The sequence below is a fragment of the Pedobacter sp. Leaf250 genome (assembly GCF_920984735.1).
Lineage (GTDB): Bacteria > Bacteroidota > Bacteroidia > Sphingobacteriales > Sphingobacteriaceae > Pedobacter.
Window position 1 is genome coordinate 223,764 of sequence record NZ_CAKLBU010000001.1, and the last position, 18,795, is coordinate 242,558.

Annotated in this window: 17 protein-coding genes; 13 read left to right on the top strand and 4 right to left on the bottom strand. The window is 37.6% G+C overall.

What is annotated here, in order from left to right; translation table 11 throughout:
- Positions 1 to 187: 187 nt before the first annotated feature.
- The 3 genes from LUA91_RS01060 (at position 188) to LUA91_RS01070 (ending at position 4,154) form a co-directional block, all read left to right on the top strand.
- On the top strand, positions 188 to 1,009 hold the full coding sequence (locus LUA91_RS01060) for an alpha/beta fold hydrolase (RefSeq protein ID WP_231424099.1): 822 nt from the start codon (positions 188 to 190) through the stop codon (positions 1,007 to 1,009).
- A 387-nt stretch (positions 1,010 to 1,396) separates the two neighbouring features.
- Positions 1,397 to 1,951, top strand: a complete 555-nt coding sequence (locus tag LUA91_RS01065; protein ID WP_231424100.1) for a ferritin-like domain-containing protein — start codon at positions 1,397 to 1,399, stop codon at positions 1,949 to 1,951.
- Positions 1,952 to 1,961: 10 nt separating this feature from the next.
- Positions 1,962 to 4,154: a catalase gene (locus LUA91_RS01070; RefSeq protein ID WP_231424101.1), complete on the top strand. Its 2,193-nt coding sequence runs from the start codon at positions 1,962 to 1,964 to the stop codon at positions 4,152 to 4,154.
- Between the two features lie 59 nt (positions 4,155 to 4,213).
- Here the strand turns inward: LUA91_RS01070 and LUA91_RS01075 are convergent, their stop codons facing one another.
- A complete protein-coding gene (locus LUA91_RS01075; RefSeq protein ID WP_231424102.1) occupies positions 4,214 to 4,708 on the bottom strand; it encodes an ankyrin repeat domain-containing protein in 495 nt (164 codons plus the stop codon).
- 166 nt (positions 4,709 to 4,874) lie between these two features.
- Here LUA91_RS01075 and LUA91_RS01080 point away from each other — a divergent pair, with 166 nt between their 5' ends.
- From LUA91_RS01080 to LUA91_RS01095, 4 genes are all read left to right on the top strand, one after another.
- Complete coding sequence (locus LUA91_RS01080; protein ID WP_231424103.1) at positions 4,875 to 5,441, top strand: fasciclin domain-containing protein; 567 nt, start codon at positions 4,875 to 4,877, stop codon at positions 5,439 to 5,441.
- 207 nt (positions 5,442 to 5,648) lie between these two features.
- Entirely contained in the window at positions 5,649 to 6,632 is a 984-nt protein-coding gene (locus LUA91_RS01085; RefSeq protein WP_231424104.1) for an aldo/keto reductase, read from the top strand.
- 46 nt (positions 6,633 to 6,678) lie between these two features.
- Positions 6,679 to 7,296, top strand: a complete 618-nt coding sequence (locus LUA91_RS01090; RefSeq protein ID WP_231424105.1) for a flavodoxin — start codon at positions 6,679 to 6,681, stop codon at positions 7,294 to 7,296.
- Complete coding sequence (locus tag LUA91_RS01095; protein ID WP_231424106.1) at positions 7,296 to 7,688, top strand: cupin domain-containing protein; 393 nt, start codon at positions 7,296 to 7,298, stop codon at positions 7,686 to 7,688. The genes LUA91_RS01090 and LUA91_RS01095 overlap by 1 nt, the downstream gene beginning before the upstream one ends.
- Before the next feature lie 14 nt (positions 7,689 to 7,702).
- On the opposite strand, the gene LUA91_RS01100 is transcribed toward LUA91_RS01095, so the two are convergent.
- Together LUA91_RS01100 and LUA91_RS01105 are read right to left on the bottom strand one after the other, a co-directional pair.
- Positions 7,703 to 8,767: a glycoside hydrolase family 43 protein gene (locus LUA91_RS01100; RefSeq protein WP_231424107.1), complete on the bottom strand. Its 1,065-nt coding sequence runs from the start codon at positions 8,765 to 8,767 to the stop codon at positions 7,703 to 7,705.
- A gap of 21 nt (positions 8,768 to 8,788) precedes the next feature.
- Positions 8,789 to 9,613 (bottom strand): SMP-30/gluconolactonase/LRE family protein, encoded by an 825-nt coding sequence (locus LUA91_RS01105; RefSeq protein ID WP_231424108.1) that lies wholly within the window; start codon positions 9,611 to 9,613, stop codon positions 8,789 to 8,791.
- A 129-nt stretch (positions 9,614 to 9,742) separates the two neighbouring features.
- Here LUA91_RS01105 and LUA91_RS01110 point away from each other — a divergent pair, with 129 nt between their 5' ends.
- From LUA91_RS01110 to LUA91_RS01135, 6 genes are all read left to right on the top strand, one after another.
- Positions 9,743 to 10,507 carry a lipocalin family protein gene (locus tag LUA91_RS01110; protein WP_231424109.1) on the top strand — a complete coding sequence of 255 codons (765 nt, stop codon included), beginning with the start codon at positions 9,743 to 9,745 and terminating at the stop codon, positions 10,505 to 10,507.
- A 322-nt stretch (positions 10,508 to 10,829) separates the two neighbouring features.
- Entirely contained in the window at positions 10,830 to 12,587 is a 1,758-nt protein-coding gene (locus LUA91_RS01115) for a tetratricopeptide repeat protein (RefSeq protein ID WP_231424110.1), read from the top strand.
- Complete coding sequence (locus LUA91_RS01120; RefSeq protein WP_231424111.1) at positions 12,584 to 13,228, top strand: response regulator transcription factor; 645 nt, start codon at positions 12,584 to 12,586, stop codon at positions 13,226 to 13,228. Before LUA91_RS01115 ends, LUA91_RS01120 begins: the two co-directional genes overlap by 4 nt.
- Positions 13,229 to 13,282: 54 nt before the next feature.
- Positions 13,283 to 14,551, top strand: a complete 1,269-nt coding sequence (locus LUA91_RS01125) for a hypothetical protein (RefSeq protein ID WP_231424112.1) — start codon at positions 13,283 to 13,285, stop codon at positions 14,549 to 14,551.
- A gap of 31 nt (positions 14,552 to 14,582) precedes the next feature.
- On the top strand, positions 14,583 to 15,257 hold the full coding sequence (locus tag LUA91_RS01130) for a tetratricopeptide repeat protein (RefSeq protein ID WP_231424113.1): 675 nt from the start codon (positions 14,583 to 14,585) through the stop codon (positions 15,255 to 15,257).
- A 71-nt stretch (positions 15,258 to 15,328) separates the two neighbouring features.
- Positions 15,329 to 17,467: a PQQ-binding-like beta-propeller repeat protein gene (locus LUA91_RS01135; protein ID WP_231424114.1), complete on the top strand. Its 2,139-nt coding sequence runs from the start codon at positions 15,329 to 15,331 to the stop codon at positions 17,465 to 17,467.
- Positions 17,468 to 17,543: 76 nt separating this feature from the next.
- Here LUA91_RS01135 and LUA91_RS01140 read toward each other — a convergent pair whose 3' ends face one another.
- Positions 17,544 to 18,599, bottom strand: a complete 1,056-nt coding sequence (locus LUA91_RS01140) for an endonuclease/exonuclease/phosphatase family protein (RefSeq protein WP_231424115.1) — start codon at positions 18,597 to 18,599, stop codon at positions 17,544 to 17,546.
- Positions 18,600 to 18,795: the final 196 nt, after the last annotated feature.

The following is an 18,795-nucleotide window of genomic DNA, read 5'->3' on the forward strand; positions in this document are numbered from 1 at the left end:
AACATTGTATTTAGCAATGATACAAACTGGCGATATTTAGCGGTCTGACTATTTCATTTAAATAAGTATGCTGGCTAATTTTACCATAGATCAAGATGGATTGCATTTTGGTCGCCTACATTTGATTAAACAAAAAGAGAATATCATCCTAAATAAAAATTGATCATCAACTAAAAACTTAGAAACCATGAGTACACTAAAATTAAAAGACGGAACAGAGATTTTTTACAAAGACCAGGGTAAAGGACCAACATTAATGTTCCATCACGGATGGCCATTATCGTCAGATGATTGGGATGCACAAGTGATCTTTTTCTTGCAAAGAGGTTATCGTGTAATTACGCATGATAGGAGAGGCCATGGCCGTTCCAGTCAGGATATTTATGGGCACGATATTGAAACTTATGCCGCTGATGCTGCCGAACTTGTAGCATTTTTAGACTTGAAAGAAGTTGTTCATATCGGACACTCTACAGGTGGTGGTGAAGTTATTCGCTATGTTAACAAATACGCCAATGGTAGAGCTAAAAAAGCCGTATTGATTAGCGCCGTCCCACCAATTATGGTTCAAAGCGATTGTAATCCTGATGGCGTTCCAATGTCTGTATTTGATGACATCAGAGATCAAACATTAAATAACAGACAGCAATTTTATATCGATTTAACCATTCCATTTTATGGTTATAACAGATCGGGTGCGGTTGTAAAAGAAGGTATTCAAAGAAATTGGTGGAGACAGGGAATGATGGGCGGGATTGTTGCGCATTATGATGGAATCAAGGCATTTTCTGAAACGGATTTTAATGAAGATTTAAAAGCTGTAGAAATTCCGGTTTTGGTTCTTCATGGAGAAGATGATCAAATTGTACCTTACCAGAATGCGGCGTTAAAATCAATTAAATTATTGAAAAACGGAAAGCTCATTACTTACCCTGATTTTTCTCATGGAATGCCAACTACCGAAGCAGCAACTATTAATAAAGATCTTTTGGCATTTATTGAGGCTTAGTTCTATCTTTAAACAGATTATCAGCCGAGTCAATCGATCGTAAAAAAATAAAGCCTTTCATCTCTGAAAGGCTTTATCTGAAACAAACCATATTATAGATGGTATGGTTTGCAATCTATCTTTCTATCCTATCCAGGCATAGATCGTCCCGTGTTAAATTAGATGCTCCTAATTTGACTTTGTAAAGTTAACTGCAATACTCATCTGGTTATATAGCCCTTTACTACCATTGGTATTAGTAAAGAAACAGAGATTTGTTTTTTGAAAATTAAAAAATTATCGGTAGTAATTTCCAACTTCATCATTCCACATTTCAGATTAAAATAATAAGCAAAACTTAATGGTAAAATTTAGGGTTGTAAAACAAGTTACCTTACAAAACATACCATGAAAACAAAAGACACAGGAAGCGATCCAAAGTTTGCTTCTAAAACCAATGCTGAAGAATCACCTGCTTTAAATGAATTATTTAAAGACGGTATTGCTGATTTATACTGGGCAGAAAATCATTTGGTAAAGGCATTACCAAAAATGATTTCTGCGGCCACAGCCGATTCTTTAAAAAAAGCCATCACATCTCATTTAGAGGAGACAAAAACACATGTTGCAAGATTGGAACAGGTTTTTGAACTTTTAGGCGAAAAAGCCATCGCTAAAAAATGCGATGCAATGGAAGGGCTTACAAAAGAAGCCGAAGGAATTGTAGAAGAAACTCCACCCGGAACTGCAACCAGAGATGTAGGCATTATTCTGGCATCGCAAAAAGTAGAACATTATGAAATTGCCAGCTATGGTGGTTTGCATCAATTGGCCATTACTTTAGGCTTAACAGATGTTGCTGATATATTGGCGCAAACGCTTGAAGAAGAAAAAGAAGCGGATACAAAATTAACCACAATTGCTGAAAACGAAATTAATTATAACGCAGCTGAAGAGGCATAATAAAAAAGATATGGCTAAGAAAAATGCTGAAAACAATACAGCTCCTGCGCAGCAGGAAAATGATAAAACCAATAAATTAGAATCTTTTGTTGCGGATTCATCCGGACAGGTTTTAACTACCAATCATGGTGTAAAAATTAACGATGATCAAAACTCATTAAAGGCAGGAGAAAGAGGTGCAACACTATTAGAGGATTTTATTCTTCGCGAGAAAATTACGCACTTTGATCATGAGCGAATTCCTGAACGTATTGTTCATGCCCGGGGATCGGCAGCACACGGTGTATTTAAGGTTTATGAAGACATGTCTGAACTTACTCGTGCAGCGTTTTTGTGTGATCCAGGCGCAGAAACACCTGTTTTTGTGCGCTTTTCCACTGTTGCAGGTTCAAGAGGATCGAGCGATTTAGCAAGAGATGCTCGTGGATTTGCCGTAAAATTTTACACGCAGGAAGGCAATTTTGATTTAGTTGGAAATAACATTCCCGTATTTTTTATTCAGGATGCAGTGAAATTTCCTGATTTAATTCATGCTGTAAAACCGGAGCCAGATAATGAAATGCCGCAAGCAGCATCGGCACATGATACTTTTTGGGATTTTATTTCGCAATTGCCTGAATCGGCACACATGATTATGTGGGCCATGAGCGATAGAGCCTTGCCTAGAAGTTACCGGATGATGGAAGGTTTTGGCGTACATACATTTCGTTTTGTAAATGCAGAAGGCGTTTCAAATTTTGTTAAATTCCATTGGAAACCATTATTGGGTGTTCATGCAGTGGCTTGGGATGAGGCGCAAAATATATCGGGTAAAGACCCGGATTTTCATAGAAGAGATTTGTGGGATGCCATTGAAGCCGGCGCATTTCCAGAATGGGAGCTGGGTGTACAGATTATACCCGAATCGGATGAATTTAAATTTGAATTCGACATTCTTGATCCTACAAAATTAATTCCTGAAGAATTGGTTCCCGTTCAGCGCATTGGTAAAATGACGCTGAATAGAAATCCAGATAATTTCTTTGCAGAAACAGAACAAGTGGCTTTCCATGTGGGGCACGTAGTACCTGGAATAGATTTCACCAATGACCCATTATTGCAAGGCAGGTTATTTTCTTATACTGATACACAGTTGATTAGGTTGGGTGGACCAAATTTCCACGAAATTCCAATCAATCGTCCTGTAGTACCTGTACATAATAATCAGCGTGATGGTTATATGCGTCAAACCATAAACAGGGGTAAAATCAGCTATGGTCCAAATGCTATTGCCAACAACGACCCTCAACAGGTAACAGCAGCAAACGGTGGGTTTGTTAGTTATAACGAGCGTATTGATGCCAGAAAAATCAGGGCAAGAAGCAGAAGTTTTTTCGATCATTTTTCGCAGGCGAGATTGTTTTTCAATTCGCAAAGTGATCCAGAGAAAAATCACATTATCGATGCTTTAAGTTTTGAGCTTGGTAAAGTTAAAACGGTAGAAATACGCGAGCGCATGCTGGCTGTGTTGGCACAAATTGATAAAGGATTAGCTGGAGAAGTGGCATTTGCGCTTGGCTTGCATATCCCTGAAATTGCTTTAGAGGATTTAAACAACAGTATTCCAGCCGATGGTAAGCGGGAAGATTATGCCTCTACCAATCCCGAAGGAAGTTTAGCGAAATCTGAAGCACTAAGTATGGCGGGCACTGTAAAGGATACAATCAAAACCAGAAAGATTGCAATTTTAGCTGCCGATGGTGTTGATGAGTCATCACTTAGCACCGTAAAAGATGCATTGGTTGCCGCAGGTGCTGTGGTTCACATCATTGCGCCAAAATTGGGCGAAATTATTTCGAAAGGAGATCAGAAAATTGTACCAGATGAAAGCTTCCTGACAGCGGCTTCAGTTTTGTATGATGCCGTATATGTTCCGGGAGGAGGAAATTCTGTCGCTACTTTAGAGGCTGAAGCCAACGCGGTTCATTTTTTAAATGAAGCATTTAAGCATTGCAAAGCTATTGCTGCTGATGATGAAGCGATCCAGGTTTTGGAATCAACTTATTTCCATAAAAAGCTACCAGCAGAATATTCTAAGGAAACTGTTTTGAGAGAGGGTGTTTTAGTTTCGGCTGATGTTGATACATTAACTTCCACTTTCATAGAAATGATTGGTATGCATCGTTTTTGGGAGCGTGAAAACCCAAGAAAAATACCAGCATAAGTTTATTAAATTAAAAAAGGCGCCTAGGCGCCTTTTTTAATTATTGGTTTGTAAATAATTTATCCAATTGTTTTTGATAAGTGTGCTTCCAGCAATTCAATTCCTTTTTCGTTACCTTGCATGGCGGCGAAATCTAGAGCATGCTGCCCTTTGTTATCCAATAGATTCACATCTGCTCCGCTATCCAGTAACAATTGTAAAATTTCGTTTCTGCCAAACATGGCCGCAAACATCAATGCAGTTCCCCCATTTCCATGCTTTAAATTCAGCGATGCTCCATTGGAAATGAGTAATTTAGCCACTTCGAGATAACCTTTAAATGCTGAACCCATTAGAGCGGTATTGCCACCAAAATCAGCAGCATCTACATTTGCACCCGAATCTATCAGTAATTTGGCAGCTTCTAACTGATTGTTGTAACAGGCGATGATGAGAGGCGTATAACCTTTATCATCTTGAAAGTTTAGGTCTACCTTTCGGTGGATCAATTCCTTTAAAACTTCAATTTCGCCTTTTCTGGCAGCAGGTATGGTGAGTAGGTTGATATCGTTCATGATCATATAACCTTTCTTTGAATTAAAAGTTTTGCTAGCGAAAGATATTAATAACAATAATTAATTTTAATAATTTGATAATCAATTAGTTGAATATAAAGTTGGATTCTAAAAATCCACCCTTCATCCGTTCTGCGTACATGTGTACATAACAAAAACAAAAACCATGAAAAAAATCATTCTATCAGCAGTGGCTATAGTAGCTATTGCATTTGCATCAAATACTTCTGTTCAAGCGCAAGCTAAAGAAAAAACCGTTATGGTTGGTGGCGCAGCGATGTATCCTTCTAAAGATATTGTAGATAATGCAATCAATTCAAAAGATCACACTACATTGGTAGCAGCAGTAAAAGCCGCTGGTTTAGTAGAAACATTAAAAAGTGCAGGTCCATTCACTGTTTTTGCACCAACAAATAGCGCATTCGATAAATTACCTGCAGGTACTGTAGATAATTTGGTAAAACCAGAAAATAAGGCAACATTAACCAAAATATTAACTTACCATGTTGTTGCAGGCAATTTAGATAGTAAAGCAATTGCTGCAGCTATTAAAGCTGGAAATGGTAAAGCCGAATTAACAACTGTGCAAGGTGGAAAGCTTTGGGCCTGGATGGAAGGAAAGAAATTAGTGCTTAAAGATGAAATGGGCGGTATGAGTACTGTTACCATTGCCGATGTTCATCAAAAAAATGGTGTAATTCATGTAATTGACACTGTTTTAATGCCAAAATAGTCATCCCTATAGTTAAAATGCAAACCGCTTCGGAAATTATCCGGGCGGTTTTTTTTGTTAACTGATTTTTAACAATTTAAGTTCGAGGAAACTCTTATATAATATGTGAACCTGTAATAATGGTACGATATGCAGTAATTCATATAAGGATTTACTTCCTGGCTATCGCGATCTTTGTATGATCATTAACAAAAAATATTGATAGCCATGGAAAAAAGAATATTAGGAAATCAAGGATTAGAAGTTTCGGCATTGGGATTAGGGTGTATGGGTTTAACATTTGGTTACGGCCCCGCAACCGATGAAAAGGAAGCAATAGCTTTAATTAGAAATGCTTACGACTTAGGTATCACTTTCTTTGATACCGCAGAAGCCTATAGCCAGGGGGGGAATGAATTTGTTTTAGGAAAGGCTGTTAAACCTTTTAGAGATAAAATTGTAATTGCAACCAAATTTGGTTTTTTGGATGGCGATGCAACAAAAGGTTTAGACAGCCGCCCGGAAAGGATTCTCCAGGTGGTTGATCACTCATTGCAGTATTTGCAAACAGATTATATCGACCTGCTTTATCAGCACCGTGTTGATCCAAATATTCCGATTGAAGATGTTGCCGGAACCCTTCAAGATTTGATTAAAGAAGGAAAGGTAAAACACTGGGGACTTTCTGAAGCAGGCGCAGATACCATCCGTAAAGCACATGCGGTACAGCCACTAGCAGCTTTACAAAGTGAATATTCTATGTTCTTTCGCGATGCTGAAAAAGAGATTATTCCAACTTTAGAAGAAATGGGAATTGGTTTTGTACCCTTTAGCCCATTAGGAAAAGGCTTTTTAACAGGTGCAATTAATGAGCATACTCAATTTGATAAAAACGATTTTAGATATACGGTTCCCCGTTTTACAGAAGAGAATAGAAAGGCCAACCAAACATTGGTCGATTTATTAAAGGAACTTGCCGCAGAAAAAGATGCTACAGCTGCACAAATCGCTTTGGCCTGGTTACTGGCTCAAAAACCTTTTATCGCACCTATTCCAGGTACTACTAAATTACATCGCTTACAAGAAAATGTTGGTGGCGCATTGGTAGAATTAACTGCAAATGATCTATCCAATATCGAACAATCTTTAGAGCAAATTGAAATTGTTGGAGAGCGGTATCCAAAACATCTGCAAAATAGAGTTGGGAAATAATCATCCCCAAAAAGAATTTTTATTTTAACACCAAAACCATGCAAATATGAAGTTAATGAAAATGCTTGCTGCGCTGCTCGTGTTCTGTGTGATATCTTCCTGCTCGGATGCGCAGGAGAAAACCAAATCAAAAAATGGCACTAAAATATTAATTGTTTATTTGTCCAGAACGAATAATACTAAGGCCATTGCCGAGATTATTCATCAAAAAGTTGGAGGAGATATGGTTGCGATTGAAATGGAGAAACCATACCCGGCAGATTACAAAGCTACGGTTGCTCAAGTTTCAAATGAAAACGAATCGGGATTTCTTCCGATATTAAAAACCAAAATTGAAAATATAGATGAGTATGGTGTGGTGTTTGTTGGCTTTCCAACATGGGGAATGGCTTTACCACCACCGATGAAAAGTTTTTTACGCCAATATAATTTGAAAGGCAAAACAATTGTTCCATTTAATACGAATGCAGGTTATGGTATTGGCAGCACTTTTGAAACGGTCAAAGCTTTATGCCCTGAAAGCAATGTACTTGATGGTTTTTCTATAAAAGGCGGAGTAGAAAAAGACGGTGTTTTGCTTGCTATTCAAGGAGGTGCAAGAACAACTGCCGAAAAAGAAGTAACTAAATGGCTTGAAAAAATTGACATTCAAATAAAACAATAATGGAAAATTTAGAAGATAACGGCTTTACACCAGCGCCATCAGCATACTTTACGGGTAATGCATTTTTAAAAATACTTGTTGCAGCCGATGAAACCACAAATTGCAACATCAGTGAAGTAGCATTTGAAAAAGGTTGTCGGAATAACTGGCATACCCATCCTTCAAATCAGATTTTGATTGTAAAAGAAGGCGTATGTCTTTACCAGGAAGAAGGAAAACCAATACAGCATTTTAAAGTGGGTGAGGCCATTAATATTTTACCAGGTATAAAGCATTGGCATGGAGCATCTCCTGAAGAACCAATGATTCACTTTGCCATCAATACCAATACGGAAAAAGGTATGGTTAATTGGCAGGAACCGGTAACAGATGAACAGTATCATCAGCAATAACTAAAGAATAGTTTTTACTTTTTGTTAGGAAAGGCCATCAACAAGGCCTTAGCCTCTTTTGAAGAAAGTTTAGAAATACTTCCATGCCTGGCATCATCTGGTATTGAAGTACTATTTTCTAATTTCCAATTCAATAAATCTGCCGATGATGAAATGCCAAACTTGTCGACCATTGGATAATCATACAATAACAACCATCCGTTTTTTACAGGATCTTTCATCACACTGGGCCCTTCGGTTATGGTTGGCGCAATTTGTCCATTATTTAATGGCCCGTTATGAATTTTGTAAGGCCCCTCAATATTTGTAGATGTTGCTAACCTAATGCCGCGGCGCTCGCCGTTTTTTGCACCAAACTCTTCTTTTTTGTGAAAAAGATAATATATGCCTTTAAACTTAGTGATTGTGCCATCGATAACAGAATAAGGCGGAGCAAACATCACTTTTGCAGCGCTAAAATTTTCCCAATCGGTTGTGGTGCAAAACCATAATTTGCTTTCTTTCCAGCCAGCATCTTTAAAGGATGATGACCAAAAGATTGTATATGTTTTAGTATTTGCGTCGAAGTAAAACTCTGGAGCCCAAATACTTCCAATAAAATTACCTGCCTCGTCTTTAACATGCTTCATTAAGGGAATAAATTTTTCGAACTTCCAATTTATCAGGTTTTTCGATGTAGCATAAGTAACGCTTGGGCCAAATTTTTTCCTGTTTTCAGGCCCTGCGCCACCTGTGGCAATCAATCGCCAAATCCCGTCTTCTCCACGATGGATATACTGATCACGCATAAATTGATCCCAAATGGGCGCATTATTATTTAATGCAGTCCAATTGCGGCCATCGTTTAATAAGGCCATGTGAAGTTTAGCACTCAACATAGGATTGGGCAATGGAACTTCCACGGTTTCACCTTTAGCATTAATTTCAATGCGGGTTGGGTAACGTTGCCTAAAGTAGGTGAGCATCCAAACGCTATCTGCTTTTATTTCTAATTTTTTCGGTGAAATTTTTTTCTCCTGCGCTTTGGAGATTTGCATCATTACAAAAAGCAACATTAACAAGGAAAGTATTTTTTTCATGTGATGATTTGTTTTGTAGCGTTAAAACTTCAACTTATAAGCTATTACTGAATTCGCATTAAAGGTTGGCACATAGAGTATTTTGTTCTTTTGATCGTAACCAATATCTGCTGTGTTCATTTGGCCTCGAACATCTAAAAGCTTTTGCTTAGCACCATCCTTATTAACATGATAAATGACGCCTTCCCAGCAGGTTACGATGAAATTGCCTTTCCCATCGGGTTCGAGGCCATCGCCTGATGCCGCTAAATTTTGAGCAATCTGGGTTTCAACTTTGTTATTATCAAACCTTAAAAGTCTTGTGCCCGACAAAACATGCAACACATTGTTGATGAATTTTAAACCGTTTGGCGATACCACATCCTCTAAATAAACTTCGCTTTTGCTATTTTCTATACGATGAATTTTATTTTTCCGCGTATCAGAAACATAAATTATTCCTGTATTATCAATTGCAATATCATTTAGAAAAACCGCATCCGGAACTTCGGTGGTATCTACAATTTTAGCAGTAGCCGTATCTATTCCATATACTACATCAAGATCGGCGACATAAATTTTTCCTTTATAAATTGCCATTCCCTTAGGTGCATTTAAGCCAGTAATCCATTTAGCGTTTTTAACACTTCCATCTACATTAAGGATAGCGATGCCACCTTTGCCATCTTTTTCATTTGCTGCACCATCAATCAGTGAAACATAAAGTTTGTTTTGACCTTCAATAAAAAGCACAGATTCTGGAACGGGAAGTTGCGCTTTCGATTCCCACAATTTTGTAAGAGTGGTTGATTGAGCAATAGATGATAATGAAGTGAAAAGTATAATGATTGCCAGGATGTATTTCATGCCAGAATGATTTGGGTGATCAGCAAATTATAAAATTTAACCCCGCAAGACAAACTTTTTATGAAAATCACCTTTTGAGGTATTGTTTTCTGGATCCGTGAATGGCATTTTAGCATAAAAATATTGGTTATGTGGTATAAAACATTGGTACTTCTGTTTTTGCTTTCATCATGTGTAGAAACAGATGCTCAAAGCAAAAAAAATGCAAAAAAGTTGGTGGTTGCTAAACAGCTTTCTTTATTGTTTACGGGTAATTTTGAAGGCGTAAATGCAGGCAAAAGTATTTCGATTAGCTTAGATGCAGACAAATCAAATGTTTCAGGATTACTGATGATGAATGGAGAATCAGCAAAAATTACCGGTATTTCTAAAAATAATAAGGCCTCAGGGCAAATAAAAGAACTGGCCAGTGGTAAAATTTATTCTTTCACTGCCGAGCAAAAATTAAATGATTTGAGTTTCTCGATCACTTTTCCTGAATACAATAATCAGGTGGTTAAAATGGATTTGAAAAAAATAACGACTGCAAATGCCGCAATAGGGAAGAAACAAAGGGATCAAAATTTGATCGGTACTTGGCGAAATACCGAAGTGATAAGCAGCGGTAGCGGCGAATTTTATTCTTCCTTTTCTACAGATTATTTTGCCAGGTTTAATGCTGATGGAACAGCTTTGGTTTGGACAGGTAAAAGTGCTGGTGGCAGTAAAAATACAACCATCGATGCCAGCTCCAATGGTAATGCCCAAAAAATGGAATGGTACACTTCTGGTAAAACATTGTATCTGGTTGATCCAGAGAGCAAACAGGAATCGGCTGTGATTTTTTATGCTGAACCAAACCGGATGATGCTCACCAGCAATAAAAGTAAAAAGGTTTATCAGAGGATAAATTAAGATTCAACCATTTCTTCATAAAAATACCATGCGTATGGTATTGTAGAGCATTGTATACTATTTAGTTTTGTAGTGGTAGCAATTAAGATCGATGATATTCCTCTTCAGGATATCCATCAATAACCATGTTTTATTATGCATGTTGTTGATCTACAGTGATTTTTATTTTGATATACCATATAAAAATTCAAGGTAATTGCTTTTATTTGTTCATATGCTTTCAAAAATTATCCCACCCTTATTGTTGCTGTTGGTGTTATTTAGCAGTTGCAAAAAAAACAAAAATGAAACGGTTGCCACATCGGCTCCACGTTTATCAAAAATGACCGCAGAATCATTGTTGATATTTGCTGATTCCATTAAGAAGAACTCGTCCAAATCTGATCTTAAGAAGAATCCATCTTACCTGATCGCAATGGGGTTTTATCATGCGAAATCAGCAAAATACCGGCTATCGAATCAAATTTTTAAAGAGGCATTGGCTGTAGTAAATGATAAAGACCTTTATGCCTTAGGTAAAATCTACCATGGTTTGGGTAATGCTTCATTCAACATGGGAGAACACCCTGAAGCACTCAAGCTTTATACAAAAGCTTTACAGTATTTTGCAAAAATTGGCGATACTAAATCGCAAGCTGGAATACACTCAAATTTAGCACAACTTTTTCAACTTGATAATGATCATGCACAGGCCAGGTTACATGTAAAAACAGGGCTGGCGCTGCTTGAGAATCAAAAAAAGTCTTCTGCATATTTACTTATGCTACATGCCATGGCGAATATTTATGGCCAAAGCAATTTCATTGATAGTGCATTAATGCTTGATAAAGAAGGTTTAGCCATTTCATATGAAATCAATTTACCAGAATACACCTCAATGTTTTTGGATAATAAGGCCAATTGCTTTATGTATAGCAATAGGCCAGATAGCGCCAAAAAATATTTTTATAAAAGTATGGCTATTGATATGGCTGCGGGAAATATCAAGCAACAATCTGATACCTGGCTTAATTTAGGTGTTTTAGCATCTATGCAGCAACAACCTGATAGTGCAGAAAAATATTTTAAAAGGTCTATTTCACTGGCCGATCGTTGTGGCTACAAATTAGGTAAAATGTATGCATTGAAATCTTTGGGAGAACTTTACCAGGAAAAAAAACAATTTGAAGCTTCACTGAAAACACATAAAGCATATTTTGCGGTGAAAGATAGCATTGCTAATGAAAAAAAAGATGCCGCAGTTGCCGAATGGAAAGCGGTATTTGATACCGAGCAAAAAGAACAGGAAATTAAAATGGGCAAGGTAATGCTCGATCGCCAAAATATGATGATTTACGGTATTGGAGTGATTTCTGTGTTGGCTCTATTAACTGTTTATTTTGCAGCAAAACGAAACCAGGTTCGTAAAGAAAAGACATTTAACGAACTGGCTTTTCAAAGAGAACAAAAGGCTGCAGCGGATGTAATAAATGCCGAGGAAGCTGAAAGGAGACGCATTGCGGCAGAACTTCATGATGGTGTTGGGCAAACAATGACCGCCGCATGGCTTAACCTTCAAGCCATTGGAGCTGGTGCCAATATCAAGCCAGCAGATTCGGAGCTCCTGCAAACCACCACCAATCTGGTTCAGGAAAGTTGTACAGAAATTAGAGGAATTAGCCATAATATGATGCCTGATGTATTGCTTTCCAAAGGTCTGGTTCCTGCCACAAAAGCCTTTACAGCCAACATTTCTCAGGATCATTTTTCGGTTATGGTATCGGCTGATGAGCAGGAATCGAAACTGGATAAAATGCAGGAACTTATGCTCTATAGGGTGATACAGGAATGCGTACAAAATACAATAAAACATGCCAGTGCCACTGAACTGGATATTTCCATTAATCATGAACCAGGTAGCATTTCTTTAATGATCGAGGATAATGGAAAAGGCTTCAATCCAAAACAAAATTTAGAAGGTGAGGGTTTGGGGATGAATAACATACGTAGTCGTGTAAATTACCTGAAAGGAACAGTAGAGTGGAATAGCAGTATAGAATACGGAGGAACGCTCGTAGCCATTCATATCCCGATATCATGAATAAGCCTATGAACATCCGTTTGGCTATTGCCGATGATCATCAGATTGTGATTGATGGACTTTGTGCTGCCTTAAAAAATTTCCCTTTCATCACTGTAAATGCCACGCATACCAATGGAAAGTTATTATTGGATAACCTCAAAAGTATTCCTGTTGATGTGCTGTTAACTGATGTGATGATGCCCGAGTTTAGCGGGTTGGAACTTGCAGTTGCCTTAAGGCAAGAATTTCCAGACGTAAAAATTATTGCCTTAAGCATGAGTGGCACTGGTTTGTTGGTAGAGGAGATGATTAATAAAGCGGGCATTGAAGGTTATTTGCTTAAACATTGTGGTATTGATGAATTAACTGATGCCATTCAAAAGGTATTTGCAGGCGGGCATTATTTTCAACCAACAGTGTTAGATGAATTGTCAAAGCACATTCAACTAAGAATTGATACGGTAGCGGTTCGGCTAACTACAAGAGAAAAAGAAATTATTGCGCTGATGGAAAAAGACTGCAGTAATAAGCAAATTGCAGATGTTTTATACATTTCTGTTAGAACTGTTGAAACCCACAGAAAGAACATTTTCAGAAAGACAGGTACCAATAATTTACTGGGATTAGTAAAGTGGGCCTACGAACATAAGATCCTGTAAAATATACCGTTGCGACGGTATTGTGCAAAATTTGAGCGAGCTTAATTTTGTGATATGGAAAATAAATTTTCAATATTACTTTTAACCAGCTGCCTTATTTTGGCCTTCGGATGTAAAAAAAATGAATCACTTGTTAAAGAGGATTTGGCAAATGATTTGGCACCTTTTTTCACCCCTGGAAAAGGTTTCAGGCATGTTTATACCGTATCAGAGGCTACTGCAGGTTTTGTTTCCTTTTTTCAATCAAAAGATCTTTCTGCAACCGATGATGGCAAATTACATTGGGTGTATGATCGCCATAATCCATTTAGTAAATCGAGGTATTTATACCGGAGCACCATCAATGCCTCAACAGGAGAATTATTACCAACCCAGGGAAAACCCGTAGATAAACTTGCCGACAATTATCAATGGTATAATAATGCGAATGATATAAATAAAGGCGACCGGGTAAATTTTGTTCCGTATACAGGAAATCTTTATTTAAGCTATCAATCGGCTGGCGGTACGTTCAGCGCATCAGGCGATGTGCCCCGATTTGATTATTTGGATTATAGCTTTAATCAACACCCATACATTTACGCCAATGGCGATGTTTATATGTCGTTCTTTGAAACGGGCAGTACAGATATAGCAAGGGTTTACAGCAGAATTACAACCTTCATTTGGCGCAATGGTATCAAATCAAAAGGTGCTGGTATTGCCAGGCAATTGTGGAATTATCGGGATATGGCGATTGATTCCCTTTGGCATAAAGCAATTTCTTTTCCGGCAGGGAATAATGGTGAATCACTAGCCTGCACTTTCGATGAGCACTCCATTTATTTATATGATGATAAAGGCAAAGTGGTGGCTACAACACCATTTGCTGGAAGAAAATTTCCCACAACCGGAGATTCGTACGCTGCCGATATTAAGTGGTATGCCAAAACATCAAAAGATATGAAGAAAGTTACTTTAATGGTTGCAGATGTCGATCGCAAAGAAGCTGTATATTATTATAGTACTTTCAGTATTGATGTTGCTACCAAAAAGATAACTGTTCTAGTTAACAATGCATCAATCGCTAAAACACCACCCATGGACTTTGATTTAGATGGAAATATCTATTATGGAAGTTATCCAGAGCAACAAGGTGCAGTAACAGAGGTGATTAAGGTTAACGCCTCTGGCGGAAAATCGGTAATCGCCACCAATTTTATAGGCAGGCAATTAGTAGAAAAACTTTATGCACTAAACGGTAAGGTTTACATCACTGCGGTAAGCACGGCAACAGTAAAGGGCGAAAACGTAACTCGCCTTACGCTTTTGGAAAGTAATTAGCATGTTTTTTTAAAATAATCCCTATTTCTTCATGAATATCAGATTAATCATTCTCGTTTTATTCTTCTTTGCTACAGGCATTTTCCAATTAATGGGCCAGGATATTTCTGCTGATGCCAAAATCGCAGCAAAGGAAAATAATTTTCAGCCAGCTATTTTGGAACTGACAAACATCATCGCAAAAGATGTAAATAATGAAAAAGCACTTGTAACCCGTGCTAACTGTTACATCAGAACCGGAAATTCGAGTGCTGCACTTACAGATGCTGAAAATGTAATGAAGATCAACCCCAAAAATGCCGAGGCGGTTTTTCTGGCAGCAACGGCAATGATTGGTCTTAAAAATTATAATAAAGCTATCGATTATCTCAATCAGGCATTAACATTAAAACCGAATTGGTTACAGGCATTACAGTTCAGGGGTAAATTATATGCCCAGATGAAAGTGTCTGATTTAGCCATTGCCGATTTAAGCAAAGTCATTTCTGCATTGCCAAATGGTGCTGAAGCTTATTTATTTCGTGGCCAAATGTATGCTCAAAAAATGAAGTTTGTTGATGCCATGAATGATTTTATTAAAGTAACTGAAATTGCTCCATTGGGATCGAAATTGAGTGAGATGGCTAAAGAAGAATTTAAGATAGCTGAAAAGGATTACAATGAGCATGCAAAAATTGGTGGAGCCATTTTCAGATCAACACAATAAACGAAAATCGACGCTGCTTGATGCACCTGTTATTCTCACAATAAAAGATAACCAAATTAAAACCCTATAACATGAAAAAAAGTTACATCATTGCACTATGCTGCCTTTCTATGGCAGCGCCTGCTTCAGCACAGTTTGGAAGGCTGAAAAGCCTGGTTAGCAAAAAAGATAAGCCAGCTGCTGAAACTGCTGAAAATAACACTACAAATAATTCCGCTTCGCCTGTTGAGGAAGAGAAGGAAACCAATATCGCTGGTATTCCTGCAGCAGTAAAAAGCTGGAGCATGGATTATGATAGTAACATCGATTGGTTTAGGCTAAGTCCTACAGGAAGGTTGATAGCGGGTACTAATAACGGACTTTATGGCCTTGATCCCAGTACAGGAAAAGTAGCCTGGAAACACGATTTCTTGAAAAATATTACTAAAACAAATTATAATCCCATCAGTAATTCGCCATTTATAGCCATCGTAACGGGGAGCATGTTTAATATGCAGCAAGTTATTTTAGATGTTAGTTCAGGAAAAATTATTGCCAATACCTCCGAATTGGGAATGAAGATGGTTAATAAAAGATATACTGTTCCATCGATGGGCGGCATCCTATTTTCAGGATATTTAAATAATGCACCTTCGCTGGTTTTTATTGATGCGGCCACAGGCGAAAAAAAATGGGTATTAAGCAAAGTGTTTGATAGCAACAGCGAAGTAATGGTGGCTAAACCACTTGCTGATGGTAAAAATGCATTGTTATTGGCCACTAATAAACGTATTTACAAAGTGGATGTAAACTCTGGAAATGTAATATGGAAGGCAGATTTCAAAACCAATACGGACGAAGGAGTTTTGGCTACCGATTTGGCTGAGGAAGTAGAGGAGAAGGAAAGTACAAAGGCTGATGAGAAAAAAGGTGGTTTCATGAAATCATTAGGTGGCTTAGGTAAAGTTCCGGGATTAGGCGCAGTTGGGAGTGCGGCCGGTGCAGCAAATTCGGCAAGCAAAATGGGTGGAATGGGTGGAAGCATGAAAGATGGTATAGCCGTTTTAGCCGATGCAGCTTATGGTAAATTCTTAATTCTCGATAATCAGCCAGGTGTGGTCTATTATTATTCAAACCAACAAATGTCTGCTTTTAACCTGAGCAGCGGTACGCAAACCTGGCAAGCAGTTAAATTTTCTGATCCAGTAGCGCAGGTATTATATGATGAAAGAGGATTTCTAATTTCAACGGATGATAAGAGAGCAGAATTAATACTCCTGGATTATAAAACAGGTGTAGAAAAGTGGAAACCAGTTACCTTAAGAGGGCGCATTACAGCTTTAAAGTTAAAGGGAAGCAGTTTAGCTATCGCATCAGCGAAAGAGTCGGGGAATAATTTTGTAAATATCATCGATATCAATTCTGGTTCAACCGCTGCTAAATCCGATATGAAAGTATCAGGTTACATTATGGATATTAAGCAGAATAATTCAGGCTTAATATATAGAACCGACCGTGAGCTGAACATTCAGGATCTCGCGACTGGTAAAGATGTTTGGGCAAAATCATTAGCCTATAAAAGAGGTGGAATCGGGATTGATAAAGGCAATACCACTTATTTTTTTGCCGACAACCAATTGTATTTTATGGATAATGAATCTGGAGATTACAAGCCCCTGGGCAAAAGTTTAAAATTCGGGGGCGATGAAACTCCTGCGGGAATTGAATTGCGTGAGAAAGGGATATTAGTGAGTTCTTCGCAAAATATGGCATTATTTGATTGGAATGGAAACCTTATTTACCACATTTATCAAAAGGCACCAGGTACAAGTTTGGCCAATAAGATTATGAACATAACTGCTATGGCAGTTTCGGCCAGCAATTCTGCTGCGCATGGTTTTCAAGCTGGTTTATCCGGACCTAATACCACTTCCTACAACAGCAACATGGCTGCTTCAGATCGTTGGGCTAACTTAGGAAGTGCCGCTTTATCAGATATGAAACGTCGTTTTACGGCTTCGCAAGATGCGCTGAACTATAAAGTTATTTTAACCAATGTTCAAACCAGCGACGATAGTGGTTATGGATTGGTAAGGGTGAATAAGGATACTGGTAAAATAGAAGGAAAAGTAGTGTTGAGCGATAAAAAGCCAGATTACATTGCAGATGATACTGATAATATGGTTTTCTTAAAAGACGGTAATAAAAGCATAATCGGATATAAATTGTAAATCGCTCTCAAAAATTAAATGCCCTTAAGATGGTTCTTAAGGGCGTTTTATTTGATAAGCTTATTTAACTTAAAAATTATTTCTCTACTTCTGCATTAATTTTCTCTTCTGCCAATTCCTTATCTTCCTGAGTAGCCTCCGGTACATCATTTAAAATTTCTGCCTTTGGGTTATATTGCAGATCTACACACATTGGAAAATGATCTGAACCACAACTTTCTAATCTTTTTATCGAACTTAACGTAAAATCTGCAGAGCAAAAAATATGATCTAAAGGAAAACGTAAGAAAAAGTATTTAGCGTTAAAGGAATTAAAGAAACCTCGTCCGCGTCTGGGATCGAGTAAGCCGCTAATTTTTCCAAATAATTCTGTTGTGTAACTCCAGGCCACATCATTTAAATCGCCCATCACAATTACTGGATGTTGGCTTTCTTTCGCTTTATTGGCAATTAATAAAATCTCTTTATCACGCTCTGTTGATCTTGGATTTTCTTGTGGTACAGGAGGTTCTGGATGCAAACAAAACAATTGCACCAATTTACCAGATGGTAATTTAACCAATGTTTGAATTGAAGGAATGTCTTTCTTTACAAGATAATTCACTTGCCCGTCTGTAAGTTCATATTTTGAGTATAGCAACATCCCATAAGTGTTTTCTAGCGGAACTTTTATTTGATGGGGATAATCATTGCTCAGAAAATCCATTTCTTGCTGCCACCACATATCGGTTTCTACCAGTAAAACCACATCAGGCTTACAAGCTGCAATGATGGATAAATATTCATTTGCTTTTCTGTTTTCTTGGTAAACGTTACCGATAAACAACTTCAAATTGGAATTGCCTTTCTCCCCGGTTGAGCTAACAATCTGTTTTTTTCCAAGAACGGTAAAAGGAAATATAAGGTAAACGAGGTATAACAGATTTAGAATAAGTGCTATAAAAACGATTATGTCCTGAGTGGTTTTTGGAAACTCGAACAAAATAATGATGGTGATTAGCGCAACATTCAATATTAATTTCTGTAAACGTGGATATTCGAACACCCTGAATATCCAAAAATCGTGGCGTACAAATGGAACTAATGTAGAAACTACTGTTAATATGCTTAAGTAAAAAAGTACTGCATGCATCAAATTTTGTATCGGTAAACGTACCGGGCGCTTTAGTGTTTAGTTTATAACCGATAAACGCATGCAATGCTTCTTTGTTTGTTTGCTTGATGGAATATTTAACTTCAAAAGATTTTAAGAGATAACAATTACTTAATATTCTATTGATAATGTAATTTTATTACCTCTAAATGATTCAATTTTAATACGCTTAATT